We start from the raw sequence: 19659 nt of genomic DNA, 5'->3' as shown, positions 1-19659 counted from the left end.
TAGCTCGGACACGAACAGAAAGCGCTTTTCTACGCCTGCGTCACATCAGGCCCGCTGCCTGCCGGTCGGGGCCCGGCGATTGCGCCGGGGTCGTTGGGCCGTTCGGCGGAGTCGGCGCCGGCCGGCGGATGACGCCCGCGAGTCGCCGGGCGGCGCCCGCAGGCGCGCGTGATTGAGTCACCGCACCGGGGAGGTCCCCGAGGATCCGTCACCCGCGGGAGGCGCGGCCTTGACCGAGAACCAGGTGATGGCAGGCCTGGGACTGATCGTCGTGCTGGCGGTCGGCTCGCAACTGCTGGCGTCCCGGCTGCGCGTCCCCGCGCTCCTGGTGCTGCTGCCCGCGGGATTCACCGCGGGCGCCCTGACCGACGACGTCGACCCGAACCGGCTGCTGGGCCATGCCTTTTCGCCGATGGTCTCGCTCGCGGTCGCCGTGATCCTCTACGACTCCGGCCTCGGCCTCGACCTCGGCGGCCTGCGCGGCCACACCCGCCGGGTGGTGGTCCGGCTGCTGTGGATCGGCACCCTCGTCACCTGGGTGGCCGCGACCCTGCTCGCCGACCCGCTGCTGGGCATGTCGAAGCAGGCGGCGGTGATGCTCGGCGCGATCCTGGTCGTCTCCGGGCCGACGGTGGTCGGCCCGCTGCTGGACTTCGTCCGCCCCCGTGAGCGGCTGCAGCGCATCCTGATCTGGGAGGGCGCGCTGATCGACCCGATCGGCGGCATCCTGGGCGCGCTGGTCTTCCACGGCGTCGTCGCCTCGCAGCGCAAGGGCGCCGCCGCGCAGGTGGGGGCGTTCATGGCCAGCGCCGGCATCGGACTTGCCGGCGGGGTGGTCGGGGCCGCCCTGCTGTGGCTGCTGCTGCGGTACGTGCCGCTGGGCGAGGTGCTGGGGACGACGGTGCAACTGGCCGCCGTGGTCGGCGTGGCCGCCGCCTGCGACGTGCTCAGGGGCGACACCGGCCTGATCGCCGCCGTGACCATGGGGATGGCGCTGGCCAACCTGCCGGGCCTCGACCTGCCCGCCCGCCGGCCCTTCCTCGACACCCTGGTCTCGATGATCATCGGGCTGCTCTTCGTCTCCATCTCGGCGACGGTCACCCCGCACTCGCTGCGGCACGTGGTGCTGCCCGCGCTCGCGCTGGTCGCGGTGCTGGTGCTGGTGGTCCGCCCGCTGGCAACCGCGGTGGCCACATACGGCACCGATCTCCCGCGCCAGGAGCGGCTGTTCGTGGCCTGGATGGACCCGCGGGGCATCGTCGCCGCCTCCACCGCGTCGACCTTCTCGGCCACTCTGGTCGGCAAGGGCATCGGCGGCGCGGCCAAGATCCTCCCGGCCACCTTCGTGGTGATCGTCGCCACCGTCACCCTCTACGGGCTGACGGCCCATCCGGTCGCGCGCAGGCTGGGCGTGCTGCGCCCGGCCCGCTCGCGCCCGCTGCTGGTGGGCGGCGCCGCATGGGTGCTGGACCTGGCGCGGGCGCTGCGCTCCGCCGGGCTCGACGTGCTGATGTGGGCGGGCCTGCCCGCCCAGCGCGAGAAGATCGCCGCGGCCGGCCTGCCGCTGGCCCCCGGCGAACTGCTCGCCGACGCCAGCGGGGCGGGCGCGGAGCTCGAGGGCGTCACCGTGGTGCTGCTGCTGACCGACGAGGACGACTTCAACGCCCTCGCCTCGATGACGCTGCGCCAGACCACCGAGGGCGCCGTCCACCGCCTCGCGGCCCCCAGCGGCGCGCACGGCGTGGTCGCCCCCTACACCGGGGGTCCCGCGCTCTTCGGCAGCGACCTGAGCAGACCGGAGCTGAACCGGCGCTACGAGGCCGGTGCGCGGGTCGGCACCCTGCCCGCGCCCGGCGAGCTGCCCGCAGGCCACGAACTGCTCTTCGTGGTGCGGGCGGACGGCCTGCTCGTCCCGGTCACCCAGGGCTCCCGCCCCGAATCCCGGCCCGGCGACACCGCCGTCGTCCTGGTCCCGCAGACGGCCGCAGGACCGCCCGACACGCCCGGCGGATAGCCGTACGGGACGCCCCGCGCGGCCCGCCGGGCACCCCGCGGCGTACTGCCGCTACAGCGGGAGGATGGTCAGGACGGTGGCGTAGTCGAGGCTGGTCACACCGGTGTCGGTGGCGCAGTCGGCGAAGGCCAGGTTGGCCGCGGTGAAGGTCTCCACCACCTTCTCGCCGAGGAACTCGCCGGACGTGACGGTGCCGGTCTCGGTCAGCACGGTGTCGGACGCGATGTGCGCGGCCGTGGCGGTGAAGGTGAACGACGTCGACTGCCCGTCGTCCCAGATGATCGTCTCGGTGCCGGTCTCGGTGAGGATCGCGTTGCAGCTCACGTCGAGCAGTGCGGTGACGTCGCGTGTCCCGGACGTGGCGGAGGAGCCGAGCGCCAGACAGCTGCCGGTCGGGCTGTGCGGGCCGACGACGTTCAGCCGCCCGGCCACGGTCACCGTCGTCGGCCGTACGGTGCTGGTCAGCCCGGGGCTGTAGGTGGTGTAACTCCAGCCGGTGCAGGAGATCGTGCCGCCCGCGGCCCGCGCGGGCGTGGCGGTGAGGGTGACGCCGGCCAGTGCGAGTGCGGCCAGGCCGGCCCAGACGGTGAGCCGCTTGCTTCCGATCACGGGGGGACCTTTCGGTCGGAACGGAAATCTGCGGGCTCACCGTAGCGTCGCGGCATCGGCGGATCCGCGCGAATCCTGCGTATCGGCCGAAAACCGCCCATGAGTCGCGGCAACCCGGCCACGGGCCGGGCCTCGGTGGCGGCGGCCTCCGTGCGGCCGGGCACGGGTGTGGCCGGGGGTCCGTGCGGCCGCCGCTTGGCGCTGCCGGGTGACCTGGGCGACGCTTGATGGAAGGAGGTCCTGCCATGAACTCCCACGCCGACGCGGCGCAGCAGTCGCAGACCGAGGACCTTGCGCGGCGCATCGGCCAGCGCCGGGTGCAGCTGGGGATGAGCGAGAACGCGCTGGCCGTGCAGTCCGGCATGGCGCCGCGCTATCTCCAGGAGCTGCTGTCCCAGGGCCCGGGCTTCGACCCCGGCGGCTTCATGCGGATCGCGGCCGTCCTCGGGATGAGCTACCAGGAGATGCTGGAGGGGCGCAGCGATCCCCGGGGAGTACCGGGTGCGGGGGCCACCCACCCGGTGCTGACGCACCTGTCGGAAGCCGAGTCCTGGGACATGCTGCGCACCCACGAGGTGGGGCACATCGCGCTGCCGGGCGACCCGGCGCCGGTGGTGCTGCCCGTCAACTACGTGGTGGAGGCGCACTCGGTCCTCTACAGGACCGAGCCCCAGGGGCCGGCCGCCCCCGCGAGCGGCGCCGAGGTCTCCTTCCAGGCCGACCGGATCGACGAGCGGCTCAGCGAGGGCTGGAGCGTCCTGCTGACCGGGACCGCCGAGCGCATCGACGACCCCGGCACGGAACAGCGCCTGGACGAGCAGTACCCGGCGCAGCCGTGGGCGGGCGGCGACCGCCGCCAGTGGATCCGCGTCGAGGCCGCCGAGATCACCGGGCGCCGCATCACCGGCATGTGACCTGCGAGGCAGCCGGGAGGAGCGGTGGCACCGGACATACCGCCGTCAAGTGCAAAGGAGAGGGTCCATGAAGGCGCTGGTGTACCACGGTCCCGGGCGGTCCGCCTGGCAGGACACGCCCGACCCCGAGATCCGCGACGCGGCGGACGCGATCGTCCGGGTCGAGGCGGCCAGTATCTGCGGCACCGACCTGCACATCCTCAAGGGCGACGTGCCCGACGTGCCGCCCGGCACGGTCCTCGGCCACGAGGCGGTGGGCGAGGTCGTCGAGACCGGCAGCGCGGTGCGCGGGGTGCGGCCCGGCGACCGGGTGCTGGTGTCGTGCATCTCCGCGTGCGGCAGCTGCCGCTTCTGCCGCGAGGCCGCGTACGGGCAGTGCACCGGCGGCGGGGGCTGGATACTCGGCCACACCGTCGACGGGACGCAGGCCGAGTACGTACGGGTGCCCTTCGCGGACATGTCGCTGCACCCGCTGCCGGAGTCGGTGGACTCCCGGGAGGCGGTGCTGCTGGCCGACATCTTCCCGACCGCCTACGAGGTCGGCGTGCTGGCCGGCCGGGTCAGGCCGGGCGACACCGTGGCGGTTGTCGGCTGCGGCCCCGTCGGGCTCGCCGCGATCGCCACCGCCCAGCTCTTCTCGCCGTCCCGCATCGTCGCCGTCGACGTGGCCCCGACCAGGCTGGAGGCCGCCAAGCGGCTGGGCGCGGACGCGATCGCCACCGCGGGCGAGGCCGAACAGCTTGTCGCGGACCTGACCGGCGGGCTCGGCGCGGACGTGGCGATCGAGGCGGTCGGACTGCCGGCGGCCTTCGAGCTGTGCGCCCGCATGGTCCGCCCCGGCGGGCACCTGGCGAACGTCGGCGTCCACGGCAGCCCGGCCGCGCTGCACCTGGAGGACCTGTGGAGCCGGAACCTCACCCTGCGCACCGGCCTGGTGGACACCTCCTCCACCCCGACCCTGCTGCGCATGCTGATCGACGGCACCCTCCCGGCGTCCTCGCTGGTCACCCACACCTTCGAGCTGGGGCGGACGGCGGAGGCCTACGACGTCTTCGGCCGCGCCGCCGACACCGGCGCGCTCAAGGTGGTGCTGCTCGGCGAGCCGCCGCACGACACCCTCAGCGTGCGCACCGGCGAACCGGTCTGACCTCTCTGCCAGGTCATGCGGCCCCCGCGGTGCTCCACGTGCCGCCGTCCGCCGCGACGGCGAAAGCCCGGGTGCCGGGCAGCGACTCCAGCCACGCGCGGGCACGCCCGCCCATGGCGTAGCCCGCCGTCGCGTGGACGTCCGCGTCGGTCAGGCCGCGGCAGACCACGGTGAGCGAGGCGAGCGGTTCGGCCGGGGGCCGCCCGGTGCGGGGATCGAGGATGTGGCAGCCGCGCTCGGCAGGCCCCGAGGTGGCGACGGCCAGCTCCCCGTCCGCTTCGACGACGGTCGCCAGCGCACCCTTGCGCAGCGGGTCGCTCACCCCGATACGCCACGGGCCGCCGTGCACCTGGACGTCGCCGCCGCCGTTGACGCACACCGCGTCCGCGCCGGCCGAGGCGACCATCGCGGCCGCCCGCTCCACCGCCCACCCCTTGACCAGCCCGGTCGGGTCGAAGCCGCCCGCGTAACCCGCGCTGAACCAGCCCCCGGTGTTCCGCTCCGCGGCCTCGCACAGCCCGAGCACCTCCCACACCTCGGGCGAGCACCCGGACAGCGCCAGCGTCCCGGCCGCCAGCCGGCTGACCTGGCTGTCCTGCCGGTAGGTCGAGAAGACCTCGTCGACATGGCACAGCCAGGCCGCCGCCGCCTCCAGGGCCGCGGCGGCCCGGGCGCCGGCGCCGCGCACGTCGAAGGAGAAGACGGTCCCCATGGTGTGCTCGACCCGCCGCAGCCGGCCGCCGCACCGCTCGGTCCCGGCCTCCGCCTCAGCCACCTGACCGGTCCAGGGCGCTCTGCAGGGACTGGACGTAGCCCTCGCTGGTGTACGTCGCCCCCGAGACGGTGTCGATGTGCGCGCTCTGCGCCGCCAGGGCCTCCTGCGTGAGCTGGGGCACGGCGAAGCCGCTGATCTCCTGGTCGCGGGGGCTGTCCTGGGGTACCTGCACGGCCGTCACCGCGGTGATCCTGCCGCCTTGCAGGGTGACCCGCACCTGGACGGGGCCGTAGCGGGTCTGCACGGTGTCGCCCTCGACGGTGCGGGTGCCGGAGGCGGTACCCGCACCCGTACCGGAGCCGGCGCCCGTACCCGGGCCCGCCGTCGCGGAAGGGGAGGGTGCGGGCGCGCCGGTCGCTGCCGCACCGCCCGCGGCCGCCGCTCCTCCCGTCGTGTGCGGCTTGAGGCTGAGCAGGAGCAGCACGCCCGTGGCGGTCGCCAGGGTGCTGAGCAGGATGCGCCGCAGCGGGCGGCGGGTCGGGGAGTTCACCGGCGGCTCACAGTTCGAAGGACTCGTGGTGGATGCGGCGGGCCGGGACACCCGCGGCACGCAGCGCCTCGTAGGAGGCGGCGGCCATGCCGGGCGGCCCGCACAGGTAGACGTCGTGCCCGGCGACGTCCGGCAGCCAGCCGCGCAGGGCCTGCGCGGTCAGCCGCGGGCTGCGGCCGCCGGCCTGGTTGAGCAGGTAGTGCAGGCGGGCGCCGCGGGAGCGGGCTATCGCCTCCAGCTCGCCGCGCAGCGCCAGGTCCTCCGCGCTGCGCGCCCGGTAGACCAGCGTCAGGTCGCCGGGCCTGGCAGGCAGCGACTCGAAGAGGGCACGCAGCGGCGTGACCCCCACCCCGCCCGCGAGCAGCAGCACCTTCTGCCGGGTCCTGCGGTCCGCGGTGAGCGCGCCGTACGGACCCTCCGCCCAGATCCGGGTGCCGGGCCGCAGCCCGGCCAGGGCCGCGCTGTGGCCGCCTACCGCCTTGACGGTGATGCGCAGCAGGTCGGGCCGCGGCGCCGTGGACAGCGAGTACGGGCTCGCCGTCCACCGCAGCCCGGGCGCCAGGAAGCGCCAGCGCAGGAACTGGCCTGCCCGGGCGGCCAGTTCCGGCAGCCGCTCGCCGGTCACGATGACCGACACCACGCCCGGCGCCTCCGGCACCACCCGGTGCACCCGCAGCCGGTGCCGCAGGTTCAGCCGCAGCGGCGCCGCGAGCCGGTACCAGAGCACCGCCGCGGCCGCCGAGCCGTAGAGCGCGTACCAGAAGGCCCGGGCCGCCGGGTGCGCGGCGAAGTCGGCGCCCAGGGCCAGCTGGTGCCAGAAGGCAAGGAAGACCGCCAGGTAGGTGAGCAGATGCAGGTGGTACCAGGTCTCGTAGCGGACCGTGCGGCGTACCGCCCGTACCGAGAGGACGCCGACGGCGAGCAGGACCACCCCGCCGACCGTGCCCTTGAGCATCTCGGGGTATGTCAGCACGACCGTCGCCGTCTCGCCGAGCACGCCGGTGCGGGCCTGGACCGCGTAACCCCACAGGACCAGCGTGACGTGGACGGCCAGCAGGCACACCGTGTAGCGGCCCAGCGCCGCGTGCCAGCGGGCCACCCGGTCGCTGCCCACACCCCGCTCCAGGACCGGGACCCGGGCCATCAGGCCGACCAGCAGCGCGCAGCTGTAGCCGCACAGCAGGCCCGCGATGCGGCCGGCGCCGAGCAGCCAGTCGGCGCGGCCTACGACGGCCCCGGTGTCCTGCCACCACAGGGCCACCGCCCCGGCGGCGCCCGCCCAGCACAGAGCGAGGACCACGGCGGCGGGGGAGCGCCGGCCGGCGGGCGCCACCGCGTGCCGCGCCGGGCGCGGGCTGTAGGTGGTGGTCATGCGGCGGCTCCTCTCCTTGGTCTTGCAGGGCCACTGTGCAGGCGAAACCTCTCAATCAGCTCTGAGTCCGCCCGCGAAGCGGAAGCTCACAGCCGATTCAGAGCCGGCGGCCCGCCCTTGCCGCGGCCCGGGCGAGGCATGCTGGGAGGACCATGGACGACACCGCATCACACACCGGGCACGCAGCACCCGCACCGCACGCCGGGCCGGTCCCGCCCGCGAAGCCCGCAGCGCCCGCGAAGCCCGCAGCGCCCGCGAAGCCCGCAGCGCCCGCGAAGCCCGCGCCCCTCACCCGGCCCGACGGGTCACCGGTGCGGGTCCTCGTCGTGGACGACGAGCCGGACCTGGCCGAGGTCCTCGCGGGCGTGCTGCGCTACGAGGGGTGGCAGGTGCGCACCGCGGGCGACGTCGCCACCGCGCTCGCCCGCGCCGCCGACTTCCTGCCCGACGCCGTCGTCCTCGACATCATGCTGCCCGACGGCAACGGGCTCGCCGCGCTGCGCGACCTGCGGGCGGCACGGCAGGACCTGTGCGTGCTCTTCCTCACCGCCAGGGACTCCGTCGAGGACCGCATCGCCGGCCTCACCGCGGGCGGCGACGACTACGTGACCAAGCCCTTCAGCCTGGAAGAGGTGCTGGCCCGGCTGCGCGGGCTGCTGCGCAGGGCCGGCATGACCCGGGCACGCAACGACGCGGCGCTGCTGGAGGTCGGCGACCTCACCCTCGACGAGGACGCGCGCGAGGTCACCCGCGGCGGCGACGCGATCGACCTGTCGCCGACCGAGTTCGAGCTGCTGCGCTACCTCATGCGCAACCCGCGCCGGGTGCTGAGCAAGCCGCAGATCCTCGACCACGTGTGGTCGTACGACTTCGGCGGCGAGGCCCACGTGGTGGAGCTGTACATCAGCTACCTGCGCAGGAAGGTCGACGCGGGGCGCGAACCGATGATCCACACCGTGCGGGGTGCGGGATACGTCCTGAAGGCCGCACCGCGGTGAGGCGGCTGCTGCCGCGCACCCTGCGGGCCAGGCTCACCTGCGGCCTGGTGGTGCTGCTCGCGCTCAGCTGCGCCGCGGTGGGCATCGCCGCCGTCGTCACGCTGCGCTCCTTCCTCACCGACCGGCTCGACCAGCAGCTCGCCGAGGCCGGCGGCACCTTCCCCGCCAGCCTCGAACACCGCGGACCGCAGGAACCCGACGCGGACAACGCGCACGTCGACACCCGCAGGCAGGCCCCCGGCACCTTCGGCGCCCGGCTGCTGCACGGCCAGGTCACCGCGGCGGGCGTCGTGCGCTCCGGCGCGGGCACCACGGTGTCGCTGACCGCGGGCGACCGGGCAGCCCTCGCCGCGGTGCCCGTCGACGGGCGCAGCCACCGCGTCGAGCTGTCCGCGCTCGACGACTACCGGGTGCGGGCCGTCGTCGGGGACGACGGGGACGTCCTGGTCACCGGGCTGCCGCTGAGCGGCGTCGAGGACGCCGTGACCCGGCTGGTCGCCGTCGAGGCCGCGGTCTTCGGCGGCGCGCTGCTCGTCGCGGGCGCGGCCGGGGCGCTGTGGGTGCGCTGGTCGCTGCGCCCGCTGCGGCGGGTCGCGGCCACCGCGGCATCGGTGACCGCGCTGCCGCTGGCCAGCGGCGAGGTGGCGCTGCCCGACCGGGTCCCCGACACCGACCCGCGCACCGAGGTCGGCCAGGTCGGCATCGCGCTCAACCGGATGCTCGGCCACGTCGAGAGCGCGCTGGCCAAGCGGCACGCGGGCGAGGAGCGGCTGCGGCGCTTCGCCGCCGACGCAAGCCACGAGCTGCGCACCCCGGTCGCCTCGATCCGCGGCCACGCCGAGCTGGCCAGGCTCCACCCCGACCCGGTGCCGCCGGGCGTGTCGCGCGCGCTGGAGCGGATCACGGCCGAGTCCTCACGCATGGGCGGCATGGTCGACGACCTGCTGCTGCTCGCCCGCCTCGACGCCGGCCGGCCGCTGGCCAGCGAGCCGGTCGACCTGACCCGGCTGGTCCTGGACGCCGTGGACGACGCGCGGGCCGCGGGACCCGGCCACCGCTGGGTCCTGGACCTGCCGCAGTCCCCGGTCACCACGACCGGCGACCCGCTGCGGCTCCAGCAGATCACCGGCAATCTGCTCGCCAACGCCCGCCGCCACACCCCGCCCGGGACCCGGGTCACCGTCCGGCTCCGCCAGGACGCATCCGCCGCCTGCCTGGCCGTCGAGGACGACGGCCCCGGCATCCCCGAGGACATCCGCGCCACCGTCTTCGACCGCTTCACCCGCGCCCACCCCCCGCCCCCCGGCTCCCCCGAGCCCCACGGCGCGGGCCTGGGCCTGGCGATCGTCACGGCGGTGACCGCGGCCCACGGCGGCACGGCCACGGTCCGCAGCCGCCCGGGCGCCACGGTCTTCACCGTCACCCTGCCGGGCTGACCGGCCTTCTGCCCTGCTCAGGGCCGCCCGCAGCTCGCGTACGGCGGCGACGACCGGGATGCAGGCGCGTACGAGCGCGGCGAGGGCGGGCGGAATCTCGGCAAGCGCACCGAAGACGACGACGGCGGCGCCGATGACGGCGAGAATGGTGGTCATGCGAAGCTCCCTCGGGTCGGACCTGGCGCGGTGAGACCAGCAAGCCGCAGCCCGCGGCACGCCGGCCCGCCGTGCGCCCGTGTACAGGGCGTAAGCCCTGGTCAGCGCCGGGGAGTTGTTTTCCGGACCGGAACGGACCGGACACGCCGCGCCGCGGGCGGTGCCCCGGAAGGCGTCCGGGCCGGAGCCCGGCACCGTGCTCCGGGCGGGTTGCGGTGACCCGGGGCGCCCGTGCCGAGTTCAGCGATCGGCTGGGCGCGCTGCTCGACGCCTCGGGGCTCCAGCAGCAGCAGGCCGCCGCCCGCACGATGCGACGCCGCCCGCGCGGCGCGTCCTGGGCGGTGACGGGCCGGCAGATCAGCGCGTGGAAGAACGGCAGCCACCTGCCCGCCGTGGACGACGCCTTCCTCATGCTGGTCCGCGTCCTCACGGAACAGGCCCGCGGGCGTGCCGCGTCGGGCCACGCCGGCGGCGAGCTGCTGGACGAGGCCGGCTGGACCCGGCTGCTGCGCCGGGCCAGGACCGCACCGCCCGGGTCGGCGGCACCCGCCTGGGCCGACGCCTACCTCAGGTCGCTGCGCGAGGAACTGGCCCCGCTGCGCCGGGCCTTCGTCCCCTTGCAGGCCACCGTGCCGCGACCGGCCAGGAGCGAGCGCGAAGCTGAGCTGCTGCCCACCGAGCGGGAGGTCCTGGAAAGCTTCCGCAGCAGCCGGTCCGACCTCGCACCGGACCTGGAGCCCGCACCCTTCGACGCCCTGCAACGGCTCTCCGGCCTGCGCCAGGGCAACGCGGCACTCGTCGGCGGGCCCGGGGCGGGCAAGTCCACCCTGCTGGAGCGGGTCGCGCTGGCACAGGCCGACCGCTGGGCGGAGGACAGCACCTTGCCGCTGCCCGTCGTACTGCCCCTGCGTCACCTCGGCGGCTCGGTTCCCGATCTCGCGGCCGCGGTTTTCCTACGGCACCGGTGCACCGTCCCGGAGGCCGAGGTGCGCGAACTGTTCGCGGCCCGGCGGCTGCTGGTGCTGCTCGACGGCATGAACGAGCTGCCGTCCGCCGCGGCCCGCAAGGCGCTGGCCGCCTTCCTCGACACCTACCGGCCGCAGGTGGTCGGCACGGGCCGCGACCCGCTGGACTGTGCCCCCATCAAAGGCGCCCAGGTCCTCAGGGTGCTGCCGATGAGCCGACGGAGTGCCGAGCAGTTCACCCGCAGCCGGCTCGGCGGGCGCAGCGCGTCCTTCTGGGCGGCGGCCTCCGAGCGCACCGCGGGCATGTCCGGGATCCCGCTGCTGCTGATGATGCTGTGCACCATCTACCGGGAGCGCGACGAACTGCCCGCCAACCTCGGCCTGGCACTGCGCTGGTTCGACCAGGTCTACGAGCGCCGCCTGAAAGCCGAGGTGTACGTGGACGACAGCGTGCGGCTGTGGTGGTCGCAGGCCCTGGCCGTCCTGGCACACGAGATGACGGCCAACGGCGGCAGCCTCGACGCGAGTCTGACGGTCGCCGCCGACAGCGCGCTGCGGGCCGTCACCGGCCATCTCGCGGAGCGCTCACTGCACGCGGCCGACCTTGCCGCCCGGTGCCTCGAAGCGCTGCGCCGCTGCCACCTGCTCACCGAGGTGTCGGGCCGCCTGCAGTTTCCCCACCAGGTCCTGCAGGACTACTACGCCGCCGAGCACCTGCTCCGCATCCTGCCCGCACTCGACGACGACACGTTGTGCGCGTCCTATCTCAACCAGCTCAAGTGGACCGAGTCCCTGATCCTGGCCATGGGCCTCACCGGCGACCCGGCCACGCAGGCGCGCCTGGTCCGGCTCGCCTTCGCCCGCATCGACCCCGTGGTCGGCGCCAGGCTGGGCGCGGCCGGCGGCGACGCGGCGCAGCGGCTCGCCGTGGAACTCGTCGCGGCGCTGCCCGCAGAGCGCAGACGGGCCACGGTGCCCTTCTCCGACGGGAGTTGGCTCGACTGGCCCATGGGGCCGTACCGCAGGCAGCTGGAGTTGATGACCCTGACCCGTTCCGACCACGCCGTTCCCCACCTGCTGGCCTCGCTCCTGACGGAGTGTCCGAAGGAGCCCCGCATTGCTCGGTAATCCCGTGATCGATCTCCTGCTCGATCTCGGCCCGGCGGGGGACGAGGGCCTGGTCCGCTGCCTGGCCCACCCGAACGAGCACATACGGGAGAACGCGTGCCTCGCGCTGGAGAAGATCGGCGAGCGCAGGCAGCCGGCGGCCCCGGGGGCCAGGAGCGCGCTGGCGGGCCTGCTGGACGAGCCCGGTCGGATCAGTGGGTTCGCGGCCAAGGCGCTCGGCGAACTCGGTGACGCATCGGATCTGCCGCTGCTCGACCGCTACCGGGACGCGCCTGACGAGGACATGCGCTCCGCGGTCGCGGAGGCGGTGGCCCGTATCGGATCGCGGACCTGCCGCACGTCCGCCGCGGATCCCGAGCCGGGCGACGAACCGGCGCGGCTGCTCGCGGACCTGCGCTCGGCCGACTCGAAGTCCCGCAACTCCGCGGCATGGGCGCTGGAGGGCTGGCCGACAGCGGAGGTCGTCCAGGCTCTGGTGCGGACGGCTGGCGCGGACGAGGACACCTGGACCCGCTGGGCAGCGGCGGCAAGCCTGGTGCACATCGGCGGCGAGGCGGCCGTCGAGGGCCTGGCCGGCCTGCTGGCGGGCGGCGACGGCAGCCGGCAGACCGTGGCGCTCGCGGCGTATTCGCTGGCGGAGATCGGCGGGCCGCGGGCCCGTGAGGTGCTGCTCGCGCACTTCCCCGGCGCCGCGGCGATCCCGCCGGCCGGGCGCTGGGGGACGGCGGGGGAGGCGGCGGTGCTCGCCCTGGAACCGCTGGCCCGCGACGAGGACGACACGCTGCGAATCCTCTGCGCCTACGCGCTGGGGGACACCGGGAGCCGGAATGCAGCCTCGCTGCTGGTGCCCCTGGCGATGGACGAGGATCCGGGCGTGGTCCTGTCGGCGGTGCAGGCCCTGACGGGCATGGGCGAGGTGCCGGTGGGCGAATGGCTGATCGAGGCCGTGCTGACCGGCGACCCGGCGGCGGAGAGGATCAGCGAAGGCCTCGGCCGGCTGATCCGCGCGGAACTCGCCCGCAGCGGGGCGCAGGCTACCGTGCAGGCTCGAGCAAGGACCGCCTTCCTGGCCGAGGTCGTAGGCACTGAGCGTCCCACGCAGCGCACAGAACTGCTCGCCGCGATCGCCGGACCCGCGCTGACCCCGGAACTGCTGGACCTGCTTGCAAGCGGCGACTACCGGTGGGCACGGGCGGCGGCCGGCCTGCTCGCCGACCGCCCCGACCCGTCGCTGCTCCCGCTGCTCGTCCCGCTGCTGACCGGCGAGACTGCCGCGGACGCCGCCCAGGTGGTCGGTGCGATCGGCGGCGGTGAGAGCGCCGCTGCCCTCGTCGGTGCCCTGCGGGCGGCAGGCCCGTACGACTCCGCCCGGGACGGCATCCTCAAGGCCCTGGCCGCGACAGGCCGCGCCGAGGCGGTGCCGGTGCTCACGGCCGAGCTCGAATGGGAGCTGCTGGCCGAGGTCCAGGGGAAGCTGAAGGTCTACAACCCCGACCTCTAGGCCGTGTTTTGGAAGTCCCGCCTGCCCCGCGGCGCCTGGCACGCACGCTCGCTGCGTTGTCGGAGTCGTCCGAGTAGGCCCACTACGAGGACGACCCTCCGCCTTGCGATCGCACGCACCGGACGCCGCGGGGCCCGCCCTGTGGGCGGACGGCGCTACTTCCAAAACACGGCCCAGCCGGCAGGGTCAGGCGGCCGCGGCCTCGCGGACCGCGGCGGGGGCCTTCTTGTCCAGGGCCACGCGGACCAGGGCCGCCGCCAGGACGGCGGGGGCGGTGTCGTCGGCAAGGCGGAGCAGGCGGGCGGGCGACGGGGGAAGGTCCAGGGCGCGGGCGCCCTGGAGGGCCTTGCTGTCGATGTACGGGGACGCCTGCGGCCAGACCGCCTGGGCCTCGCGCAGGAAGATGTCCGCTCCGGCCGGGCCGAGGCCGGGGAAGTCCTGGAGGGCGCGGCGCATCGCCTCGCGGTCGCCGTGCGCCTCGTCGCGCAGCCGGCGCAGGTCGCCGCCGTAGCGGCGGCTCACCAGCTCCGCGCCCTCGCCGAGCTGCGTGGCGGTGCGCTCGTCGTAGCGCCGGTAGCCGCCGCGCCCGAGCGCGTCGACCCGCTGCTGCCAGGTCGCCGCGGCCATCCGGCGCGGGTCGCGCATGCCGGCCTGCGACAGTTCGCGGGACGCCCCGACGGCGGCGTCGGCCCTGATGCGGGCGCTGAGCAGGCAGGCCAGTACGAGCAGCTGGTAGAGCGGCTGCGGGGTGTCGCGCAGCCGTATCCCCGCCTGGGCGGCGTACGTACGGCCGTATCCGTCGACGAGCGCGTGCACGACATCCCGCTGGGTGGTGCGGGTCACTGGGACCACCTCCCGTGGGTAGGCCCCTCGGCTACCCGGCCGTGCCCGCCGTCACTCCTGCGTCGCAGGGACGAAGTCCCGGCTGCGGATGAGCAGCAGCGACAGGACGCCGCTGACCAGGGCGATGACCGCCGCCACCAGCAGGATGTGGTTCAGGCCCGCGGTGAAGGCCGAGCGGGCGGCCAGCGCGGCGGCGGGCCGCTGCCGGGCGGGGACGCCGGCCAGGGCCGCGGAGAAGCGGCCGTCGGTGAGCGAGGAGGCGATCTGCGGGGCGCGGGGGCCGAGCCCTGGCACCCGGTCCAGCCGGTCGGTCACCACCGACTGCACCCGGGCGGCGAACAGCGAGCCCAGCAGGGCGATCCCGGTGGCGACGCCGACCTGCCGGAAGGTGGAGTTGACGCCGGAGGCCATGCCCGCCTGCCGCGGCGGTACGACGCCGACCGCGGTCGAGGCCAGCGGCGGGTTGATCATGCCGATGCCGGCGCCGCCGAGCAGCAGGCCCGGTACGAGGTGGGTCCACTGCGAGCCGGCGTCGAGGCCGCGCATCCACAGCAGGCTCAGCCCGATCACGATGCCGCCGGGGCCGATCAGCAGCCGCACCGGGACGTGCGAGGACAGCCGTCCGGCGACGGCGGAGACCACGAAGATCGTCGCCGAGGCCGTCAGCAGCCGCAGGCCCGTGCCGAAGGCGGAGTAGCCGAGCACGTCCTGCAGGTACAGCGTCAGGTACAGCAGCATCGCGAACATCGACGCGGACATCCCGAAGGCCGCGATCAGTCCGCCGGAGAAGGTGGGCTTCGACAGCAGCGACAGGTCGAACATCGGCTCGCGTCCCGCGACCTCGACCACCAGGAACACCGCGAGGAGCACCGCCGACGTGGCGAAGCACCCCAGCACCAGCGGGTCGGAGAAGCCGCGCTCGCCGGACTTGATGAGCGCGAAGACCAGGAAGGCGAGCGAGGCGGTGAAGCAGACGAAGCCCCACCAGTCGGGCCGCCGCGGGCGCGGGTCGCGCGATTCGCGGACCCGGGTCCAGGTGATCGCCAGGGCGGCGGCGCCGACCGGCACGTTGACGAAGAAGATCCAGCGCCAGGACAGCCCCGAGGTCAGCGCGCCGCCGACGACGGGGCCGACCGCGACCGCCAGCCCGGTCACCGCGCCCCACACGCCGAAGGCGATGCCGCGGTCCTTGCCGCGGAAGGTCTGCGCGAGCAGCGCGAGCGACACCGCGAACATGGCCGCGCCGCCGACGCCCTGCGCTCCGCGGGCCAGTTCGAGGAAGAGCATGCTGTTGGCCAGGCCGCACAGCAGCGAGGCGGCCGTGAAGAGCATGAGCCCGGCCACGTACGCCCGCCGGCGCCCGAAGAGGTCGGCGAGCGACCCGCAGGTCAGCAGGGTCGAGGCGAGGGTGAGGGCGTAGGCGTCGACGACCCACTGCAGCCCGGAGAAGCTGCTGTGCAGCTCCTTCTGGACGTCGGGCAGCGCCACGTTCACGATCGTGATGTCCAGCAGCAGCATGAAGGTGCCCACGCACACGGCGGTCAGCGTCCACCAGCGGTGGACCTCGGGGCTTGAGCCCGGGCCGTTTCCGGGGCCAGGCGCTGCCAGGACCTCGTCCCGCCTTTCGTCGCCGGCCATGGGCATGGGCCGCTCCTTCCCTCGCCGCCTCGCCTCCCACGGGTGCCCGGTGCGGCCGCCCGCCATGCATTCCGCCGCCGGTCGCAGGCCCGGCCGGGTGACCCGTCCTGGTTGCCGGGCGGCAGGACGGGTACGCGCGGGCCGAGAGGGAATTGCGGCATCCGGTCGGTGGCGGCCGAGGGAGGCGGAGCGTATGGACACGGCGGTACGGCAGGCGGACCAGCTGGCCTCTGCGGCGGTCACCGGGTGGGCGGTGGTCTTCGGGGTGCTCGTCGTGGTGGTGCTGCTGCTGGCCTTCTGGTGGGGCGGCCGGCGGGCGCGGCGTCGGCGGATGCCGCCGCGCGACCCGCAGCCGGGCGCCACGTCGTGGCACGAGCCGCAGCGCACCGAGACCCACCACTCGGCGCGCTTGCACGGCGGCGACGACGACCCGGGCAGCTGACGGGGGCGGGGCCGACGGCGACCGGCCCCCTGAGCGGTCGCGCACGTGGTGAGCGAGCGGCCGCAGGCCCGGTGTGACCTCAGCGGCCGGTGGGCACCGGTCCGGTGTGACCTCAGCGGCCGGCGGCCGCAGGCCCGGTGTGCCGCCTGCGGTCAGCGACCCGGGCGGCGTTCAGCGCCCCCGCGGGGTCTCGCGGACCACGTCGGCCGCCGCCTTGTCCTCGCGCAGCCCCAGGTAGCGGGGGTGGCGCAGGCGGCCGTCGCGGGTCCACTCGGTGAAGCCGACCTGCGCGACGAGTTCGGGCCGCACCCAGTGGGCGCCCCGCTCCCTGACGGGCTCGCCGAAGGGCGGGCGGTCCACCTCGATCGCGTCGAGCCGGGCGCGCAGCGACCGCAGGGTCGCGGTGTCGTAGCCGGTGCCGACCTTGCCCGCGTACCGCAGCCGCCCGCCCTGGTGGTAGCCCAGCAGCAGGGCGCCGAAGCCGACCCGGCTGCCGGACGGCTCGGTGAAGCCGCCGACGACCAGCTCCTGCCCGGCCTCGCATTTCAGCTTGAGCCAGTTCGGCGAGCGGCCGTGCGTGTACGGGGCCGAGGCGCGCTTTGCGATCAGCCCCTCCCAGCCGCGGCCGCACGCCTGGTCGAGCAGTTGCTGCCCGCCGTGGTTGCGGTGCGGGGTGAAGCGCAGCGGCGCCCGGAAGTCCAGGACGTCGCGCAGCAGCGTCTTGCGCAGCCGCTGCGGCAGCCGGGTGGTGTCGATGCCGCCGACCCGCAGCAGGTCGAAGACGTAGTAGGTCACGGCCACACCGCTCGCGCGGACGGCGGCGGGCGCGGTCAGGCCGCTGCGCTGCTGGAGGAGGGCGAAGTCGGTACGGCCGCGGTGCAGCGCGACGACCTCGCCGTCCACGACGAAGTCCGGGCACGGCTGAGCGGCCAGCGCCTCCGCGACCTCGGGGTAGGTGGCGTTCAGCCGCTGGCCTGTGCGGGACCACAGCTCCACCCGGCCGTCCCGGAGGGACGCCAGCATCCGGATACCGTCCAGCTTGCGTTCGAAGAGCCAGTCGTCGCCGAAGTCCCTGAGGTCGGTGAGCCGGGCGAGCATCGGCGCCCCCGGGTCGTCGTCGGCGGGCCGCAGCAGCCTGCGCTGCCCCTCGGGGAGCCGCTGGAGCAGGTCGGGCCTCATGAGCCGGGCCTTCCGCCCGGCCCGGCGTGGTCTGCGGCCATGGCAGGCACTCCTCCCGGACACGACGATGCGACGACGACGGTGCGACGACGGTGCGACGCGGTCACCCGGGCGCGTACCCGGACCGGCGTGGCATATCCCGAATGGTGACTCATCGGTAAACAGCAGGTATAGGGGGGATTGGTCGGTTCTGTACCGGGTACCCGTCGTTCGTGACGGGTCCGAGCCGTCGGTACGGCCGGTGGGCGTGCGCGACGGTCGCCGGGCTCCTGCGGTGAGGAGGCGCACGATGGTCCTTTCCCTGCACGAGCGACGAGTGATCGCCGACCTGGAGCGGTCGCTCACCCGGGAGGAACCCGAGCTGTCCAAAACGCTCGCGGACTTCGGTGCCCCGCGCCCCGAACCGCTGCGGGCGCCGCCGGTCGAGGCCCCGCCGGAGGAGCGGACGGCGGTCCGCGCCCGCAGGATCACGTCGTGGTCGAGCGCGCTGGCGCTGATGCTGCTGTGTGTGGCGCTCGCCCTGTCGGCGGCCGGGCTGCTGCTCGGGGCGAGTGTGACCGCACTGCTCGGTGTCGTGTGCTGGCTGGTCTACCGCTGCCAGCGGCACCGGCAGCGCATGGCCCGCGAGGAGCCGTCCCCCGTACGCCGGCAGGGTCCGTAGCGCCTGGGGTGCAGAAGGCCCCCGGGGGCTTTACTTGCTTGGGCAAGCAGATATCATCGCGGCATGACCTCGCCGCCGCCGCAAGCCGCCGTCGACGACGCCCAGGACGACCGCTGGTGCATGGCCGTACGCCTGCTCGGGCAGGTGGAGAAGCAGCTCGACGAGACGCTCCAGCGGCAGCACGGGCTGCCGCTGTCGGAGTACCGGGCGCTGTGCGCCCTCGCGCGGCCCGACAGCGGACCCGCCCTGCGCATGGGGGAACTGGCCGCGCGCATCGGCCTCAAGGACAGCACCGTCACCCGTCTCGTCGCCCGGCTGGAGGCGATGGGCCTGGCCGAGCGGACCGCCGCACCCGGTGACGGGCGGGCCGTGGCCGCGGGCATCACGGACGCGGGGCGCCGCCGCTACGCCGAGGCGACGCCCGCCTACCGCACGGCGCTCGGCGCCGCCCTGGGCGACTCGCTGGCCAACGTCTACCTCGCCGACCTGGCCGGCTGGGTGCTGTCCGGGCAGTCGGCTGCCGACCTGCGGCCGACGGAGGACACCGGACGATGACGACCGCGGCGGAACACTACGAGCGGCTGCTCGCCGAGCACTACACCTGGATGCTCGGCGACGACATCGAGGCCGCGGCCGCCGCCCAGGCCGTACTCCTGCGGGAGGCGGGCCTGCGGCCCGACGACACCGCCGGGAGTACCACCGCCGGTTCCACCCCGGGCGCCACCGCCTCCCGCGCCGCGATCGCCGTCGATCTCGGGTGCGGCCCCGGGCCGCAGACCCTCGCGCTGGCCCGCCTCGGGTACGCACCGGTCGTCGCGGTCGACACCAGCGCCCGGCTGCTGGCGGAACTCGGCGCGCACGCCGCCCGCGCGGGCCTGTCCGCCGCTGTCCGCCCCGTGCACGGTGACATGCGGCACGCGCTGGCGCAGTCCGTGGCGCCCGGCACCGCCGACGTCGTCGTGTGCATGGGCGACACCCTGCCGCACCTCCCGACCCGCGGGGACGTGCCCCGGCTGCTCGGCGACGTGGCCGCCGCCCTGCGCCCCGGCGGGCAGTTCCTCGCCACCTACCGCGACCTGACCGCGGAACTCGCCGGCACCGACCGCTTCATCCCGGTGCGCAGCACCGACGACCGGCTGCTGACCTGCTTCCTCGACTACACCGACGCCGACACCGTCCAGGTCCACGACCTGCTGTACGCGCGTGCGGCGGACGGCAGTTGGGACCTGCGCACCAGCAGCTACCCCAAGCTGCGGCTCGCCCCGTCCTGGCTGGCCGAGCAGTGCGGGGCCGCGGGCCTGGACGTCGTGCGGGCGCAGAGCGGGCCGCGCGGACTGCAGATCCTGCACGCGGCCAAGCCCCTCGACTGACGGGCGGGCCGCCACGTATCC

At 75.0% G+C, this 19659-nt stretch carries 18 protein-coding genes; 11 read left to right on the top strand and 7 right to left on the bottom strand.

The features are described 5' to 3' along the window. Positions 1-229 precede the first annotated feature (229 nt). Entirely contained in the window at positions 230-2014 is a 1785-nt protein-coding gene (locus tag JT723_RS28960; protein ID WP_205047785.1) for a cation:proton antiporter, read from the top strand. A gap of 51 nt (positions 2015-2065) precedes the next feature. Here JT723_RS28960 and JT723_RS28955 read toward each other — a convergent pair whose 3' ends face one another. Then, positions 2066-2623, bottom strand: a complete 558-nt coding sequence (locus tag JT723_RS28955; RefSeq protein WP_205047784.1) for a hypothetical protein — start codon at positions 2621-2623, stop codon at positions 2066-2068. Positions 2624-2868: 245 nt separating this feature from the next. Here JT723_RS28955 and JT723_RS28950 point away from each other — a divergent pair, with 245 nt between their 5' ends. Together JT723_RS28950 and JT723_RS28945 are read left to right on the top strand one after the other, a co-directional pair. Beyond that, entirely contained in the window at positions 2869-3537 is a 669-nt protein-coding gene (locus JT723_RS28950; RefSeq protein ID WP_205047783.1) for a pyridoxamine 5'-phosphate oxidase family protein, read from the top strand. A 67-nt stretch (positions 3538-3604) separates the two neighbouring features. Next, on the top strand, positions 3605-4684 hold the full coding sequence (locus tag JT723_RS28945) for a zinc-dependent alcohol dehydrogenase family protein (protein WP_205047782.1): 1080 nt from the start codon (positions 3605-3607) through the stop codon (positions 4682-4684). A 13-nt stretch (positions 4685-4697) separates the two neighbouring features. On the opposite strand, the gene JT723_RS28940 is transcribed toward JT723_RS28945, so the two are convergent. The 3 genes from JT723_RS28940 to JT723_RS28930 are packed head-to-tail and all read right to left on the bottom strand — an operon-like array spanning position 4698 to position 7321. After that, positions 4698-5396 carry an FAD:protein FMN transferase gene (locus tag JT723_RS28940; protein ID WP_205047829.1) on the bottom strand — a complete coding sequence of 233 codons (699 nt, stop codon included), beginning with the start codon at positions 5394-5396 and terminating at the stop codon, positions 4698-4700. 55 nt (positions 5397-5451) lie between these two features. Then, entirely contained in the window at positions 5452-5949 is a 498-nt protein-coding gene (locus JT723_RS28935) for an FMN-binding protein (protein ID WP_205047781.1), read from the bottom strand. A gap of 7 nt (positions 5950-5956) precedes the next feature. After that, positions 5957-7321 (bottom strand): ferredoxin reductase family protein, encoded by a 1365-nt coding sequence (locus JT723_RS28930; protein ID WP_205047780.1) that lies wholly within the window; start codon positions 7319-7321, stop codon positions 5957-5959. Positions 7322-7473: 152 nt separating this feature from the next. Between JT723_RS28930 and JT723_RS28925 the strand changes: the two genes are divergently transcribed. The 4 genes from JT723_RS28925 (at position 7474) to JT723_RS28910 (ending at position 13505) form a co-directional block, all read left to right on the top strand. Beyond that, positions 7474-8319, top strand: a complete 846-nt coding sequence (locus JT723_RS28925; protein ID WP_205047779.1) for a response regulator transcription factor — start codon at positions 7474-7476, stop codon at positions 8317-8319. Beyond that, positions 8316-9755, top strand: a complete 1440-nt coding sequence (locus JT723_RS28920) for a sensor histidine kinase (RefSeq protein WP_205047778.1) — start codon at positions 8316-8318, stop codon at positions 9753-9755. The genes JT723_RS28925 and JT723_RS28920 overlap by 4 nt, the downstream gene beginning before the upstream one ends. Before the next feature lie 371 nt (positions 9756-10126). Further along, the gene (locus tag JT723_RS28915; RefSeq protein ID WP_205047777.1) at positions 10127-12004 is read left to right on the top strand and encodes an NACHT domain-containing protein; all 1878 of its coding nucleotides are present in this window, start codon (positions 10127-10129) and stop codon (positions 12002-12004) included. Further along, complete coding sequence (locus JT723_RS28910) at positions 11994-13505, top strand: HEAT repeat domain-containing protein (protein ID WP_205047776.1); 1512 nt, start codon at positions 11994-11996, stop codon at positions 13503-13505. Before JT723_RS28915 ends, JT723_RS28910 begins: the two co-directional genes overlap by 11 nt. A 186-nt stretch (positions 13506-13691) precedes the next feature. Here the strand turns inward: JT723_RS28910 and JT723_RS28905 are convergent, their stop codons facing one another. Both JT723_RS28905 and JT723_RS28900 read right to left on the bottom strand, forming a co-directional pair. Further along, a complete protein-coding gene (locus JT723_RS28905; protein ID WP_205047775.1) occupies positions 13692-14348 on the bottom strand; it encodes an HhH-GDP family DNA glycosylase in 657 nt (218 codons plus the stop codon). A 51-nt stretch (positions 14349-14399) separates the two neighbouring features. Next, positions 14400-15992, bottom strand: a complete 1593-nt coding sequence (locus tag JT723_RS28900; protein WP_205047774.1) for an MFS transporter — start codon at positions 15990-15992, stop codon at positions 14400-14402. A 187-nt stretch (positions 15993-16179) separates the two neighbouring features. On the opposite strand from JT723_RS28900, the gene JT723_RS28895 reads away from it, so the two are divergent. After that, positions 16180-16428: a DUF6479 family protein gene (locus JT723_RS28895; protein WP_205047773.1), complete on the top strand. Its 249-nt coding sequence runs from the start codon at positions 16180-16182 to the stop codon at positions 16426-16428. 171 nt (positions 16429-16599) lie between these two features. On the opposite strand, the gene ligD is transcribed toward JT723_RS28895, so the two are convergent. Further along, complete coding sequence (gene ligD, locus JT723_RS28890) at positions 16600-17607, bottom strand: non-homologous end-joining DNA ligase (protein WP_205047772.1); 1008 nt, start codon at positions 17605-17607, stop codon at positions 16600-16602. Between the two features lie 289 nt (positions 17608-17896). Between ligD and JT723_RS28885 the strand changes: the two genes are divergently transcribed. The 3 genes from JT723_RS28885 (at position 17897) to JT723_RS28875 (ending at position 19638) form a co-directional block, all read left to right on the top strand. Further along, on the top strand, positions 17897-18268 hold the full coding sequence (locus JT723_RS28885) for a DUF3040 domain-containing protein (protein WP_205047771.1): 372 nt from the start codon (positions 17897-17899) through the stop codon (positions 18266-18268). Between the two features lie 63 nt (positions 18269-18331). After that, the gene (locus JT723_RS28880) at positions 18332-18823 is read left to right on the top strand and encodes a MarR family winged helix-turn-helix transcriptional regulator (RefSeq protein WP_240166342.1); all 492 of its coding nucleotides are present in this window, start codon (positions 18332-18334) and stop codon (positions 18821-18823) included. Beyond that, a complete protein-coding gene (locus tag JT723_RS28875) occupies positions 18820-19638 on the top strand; it encodes a class I SAM-dependent methyltransferase (protein ID WP_205047770.1) in 819 nt (272 codons plus the stop codon). The genes JT723_RS28880 and JT723_RS28875 overlap by 4 nt, the downstream gene beginning before the upstream one ends. Positions 19639-19659 lie beyond the last annotated feature (21 nt).

Source organism: Actinacidiphila bryophytorum (assembly GCF_016916835.1).
Lineage (GTDB): Bacteria > Actinomycetota > Actinomycetes > Streptomycetales > Streptomycetaceae > Actinacidiphila > Actinacidiphila bryophytorum.
The sequence above is the reverse complement of the archived record's forward strand: the minus strand, read 5'-3'. Positions and strand labels throughout refer to the sequence as shown.

Bases quoted from the DNA above. Each gene is read 5' to 3' on its own strand.
- JT723_RS28880 (WP_240166342.1), top strand. From the start codon at position 18,332: ATGACCTCGCCGCCGCCGCAAGCCGCCGTCGACGACGCCCAGGACGAC.
- ligD (WP_205047772.1), bottom strand. From the start codon at position 17,607: ATGAGGCCCGACCTGCTCCAGCGGCTCCCCGAGGGGCAGCGCAGGCTG.
- JT723_RS28875 (WP_205047770.1), top strand. From the start codon at position 18,820: ATGACGACCGCGGCGGAACACTACGAGCGGCTGCTCGCCGAGCACTAC.
- JT723_RS28885 (WP_205047771.1), top strand. From the start codon at position 17,897: ATGGTCCTTTCCCTGCACGAGCGACGAGTGATCGCCGACCTGGAGCGG.
- JT723_RS28950 (WP_205047783.1), top strand. From the start codon at position 2,869: ATGAACTCCCACGCCGACGCGGCGCAGCAGTCGCAGACCGAGGACCTT.
- JT723_RS28940 (WP_205047829.1), bottom strand. From the start codon at position 5,396: ATGGGGACCGTCTTCTCCTTCGACGTGCGCGGCGCCGGCGCCCGGGCC.
- JT723_RS28930 (WP_205047780.1), bottom strand. From the start codon at position 7,321: ATGACCACCACCTACAGCCCGCGCCCGGCGCGGCACGCGGTGGCGCCC.
- JT723_RS28900 (WP_205047774.1), bottom strand. From the start codon at position 15,992: ATGCCCATGGCCGGCGACGAAAGGCGGGACGAGGTCCTGGCAGCGCCT.
- JT723_RS28895 (WP_205047773.1), top strand. From the start codon at position 16,180: ATGGACACGGCGGTACGGCAGGCGGACCAGCTGGCCTCTGCGGCGGTC.
- JT723_RS28925 (WP_205047779.1), top strand. From the start codon at position 7,474: ATGGACGACACCGCATCACACACCGGGCACGCAGCACCCGCACCGCAC.
- JT723_RS28945 (WP_205047782.1), top strand. From the start codon at position 3,605: ATGAAGGCGCTGGTGTACCACGGTCCCGGGCGGTCCGCCTGGCAGGAC.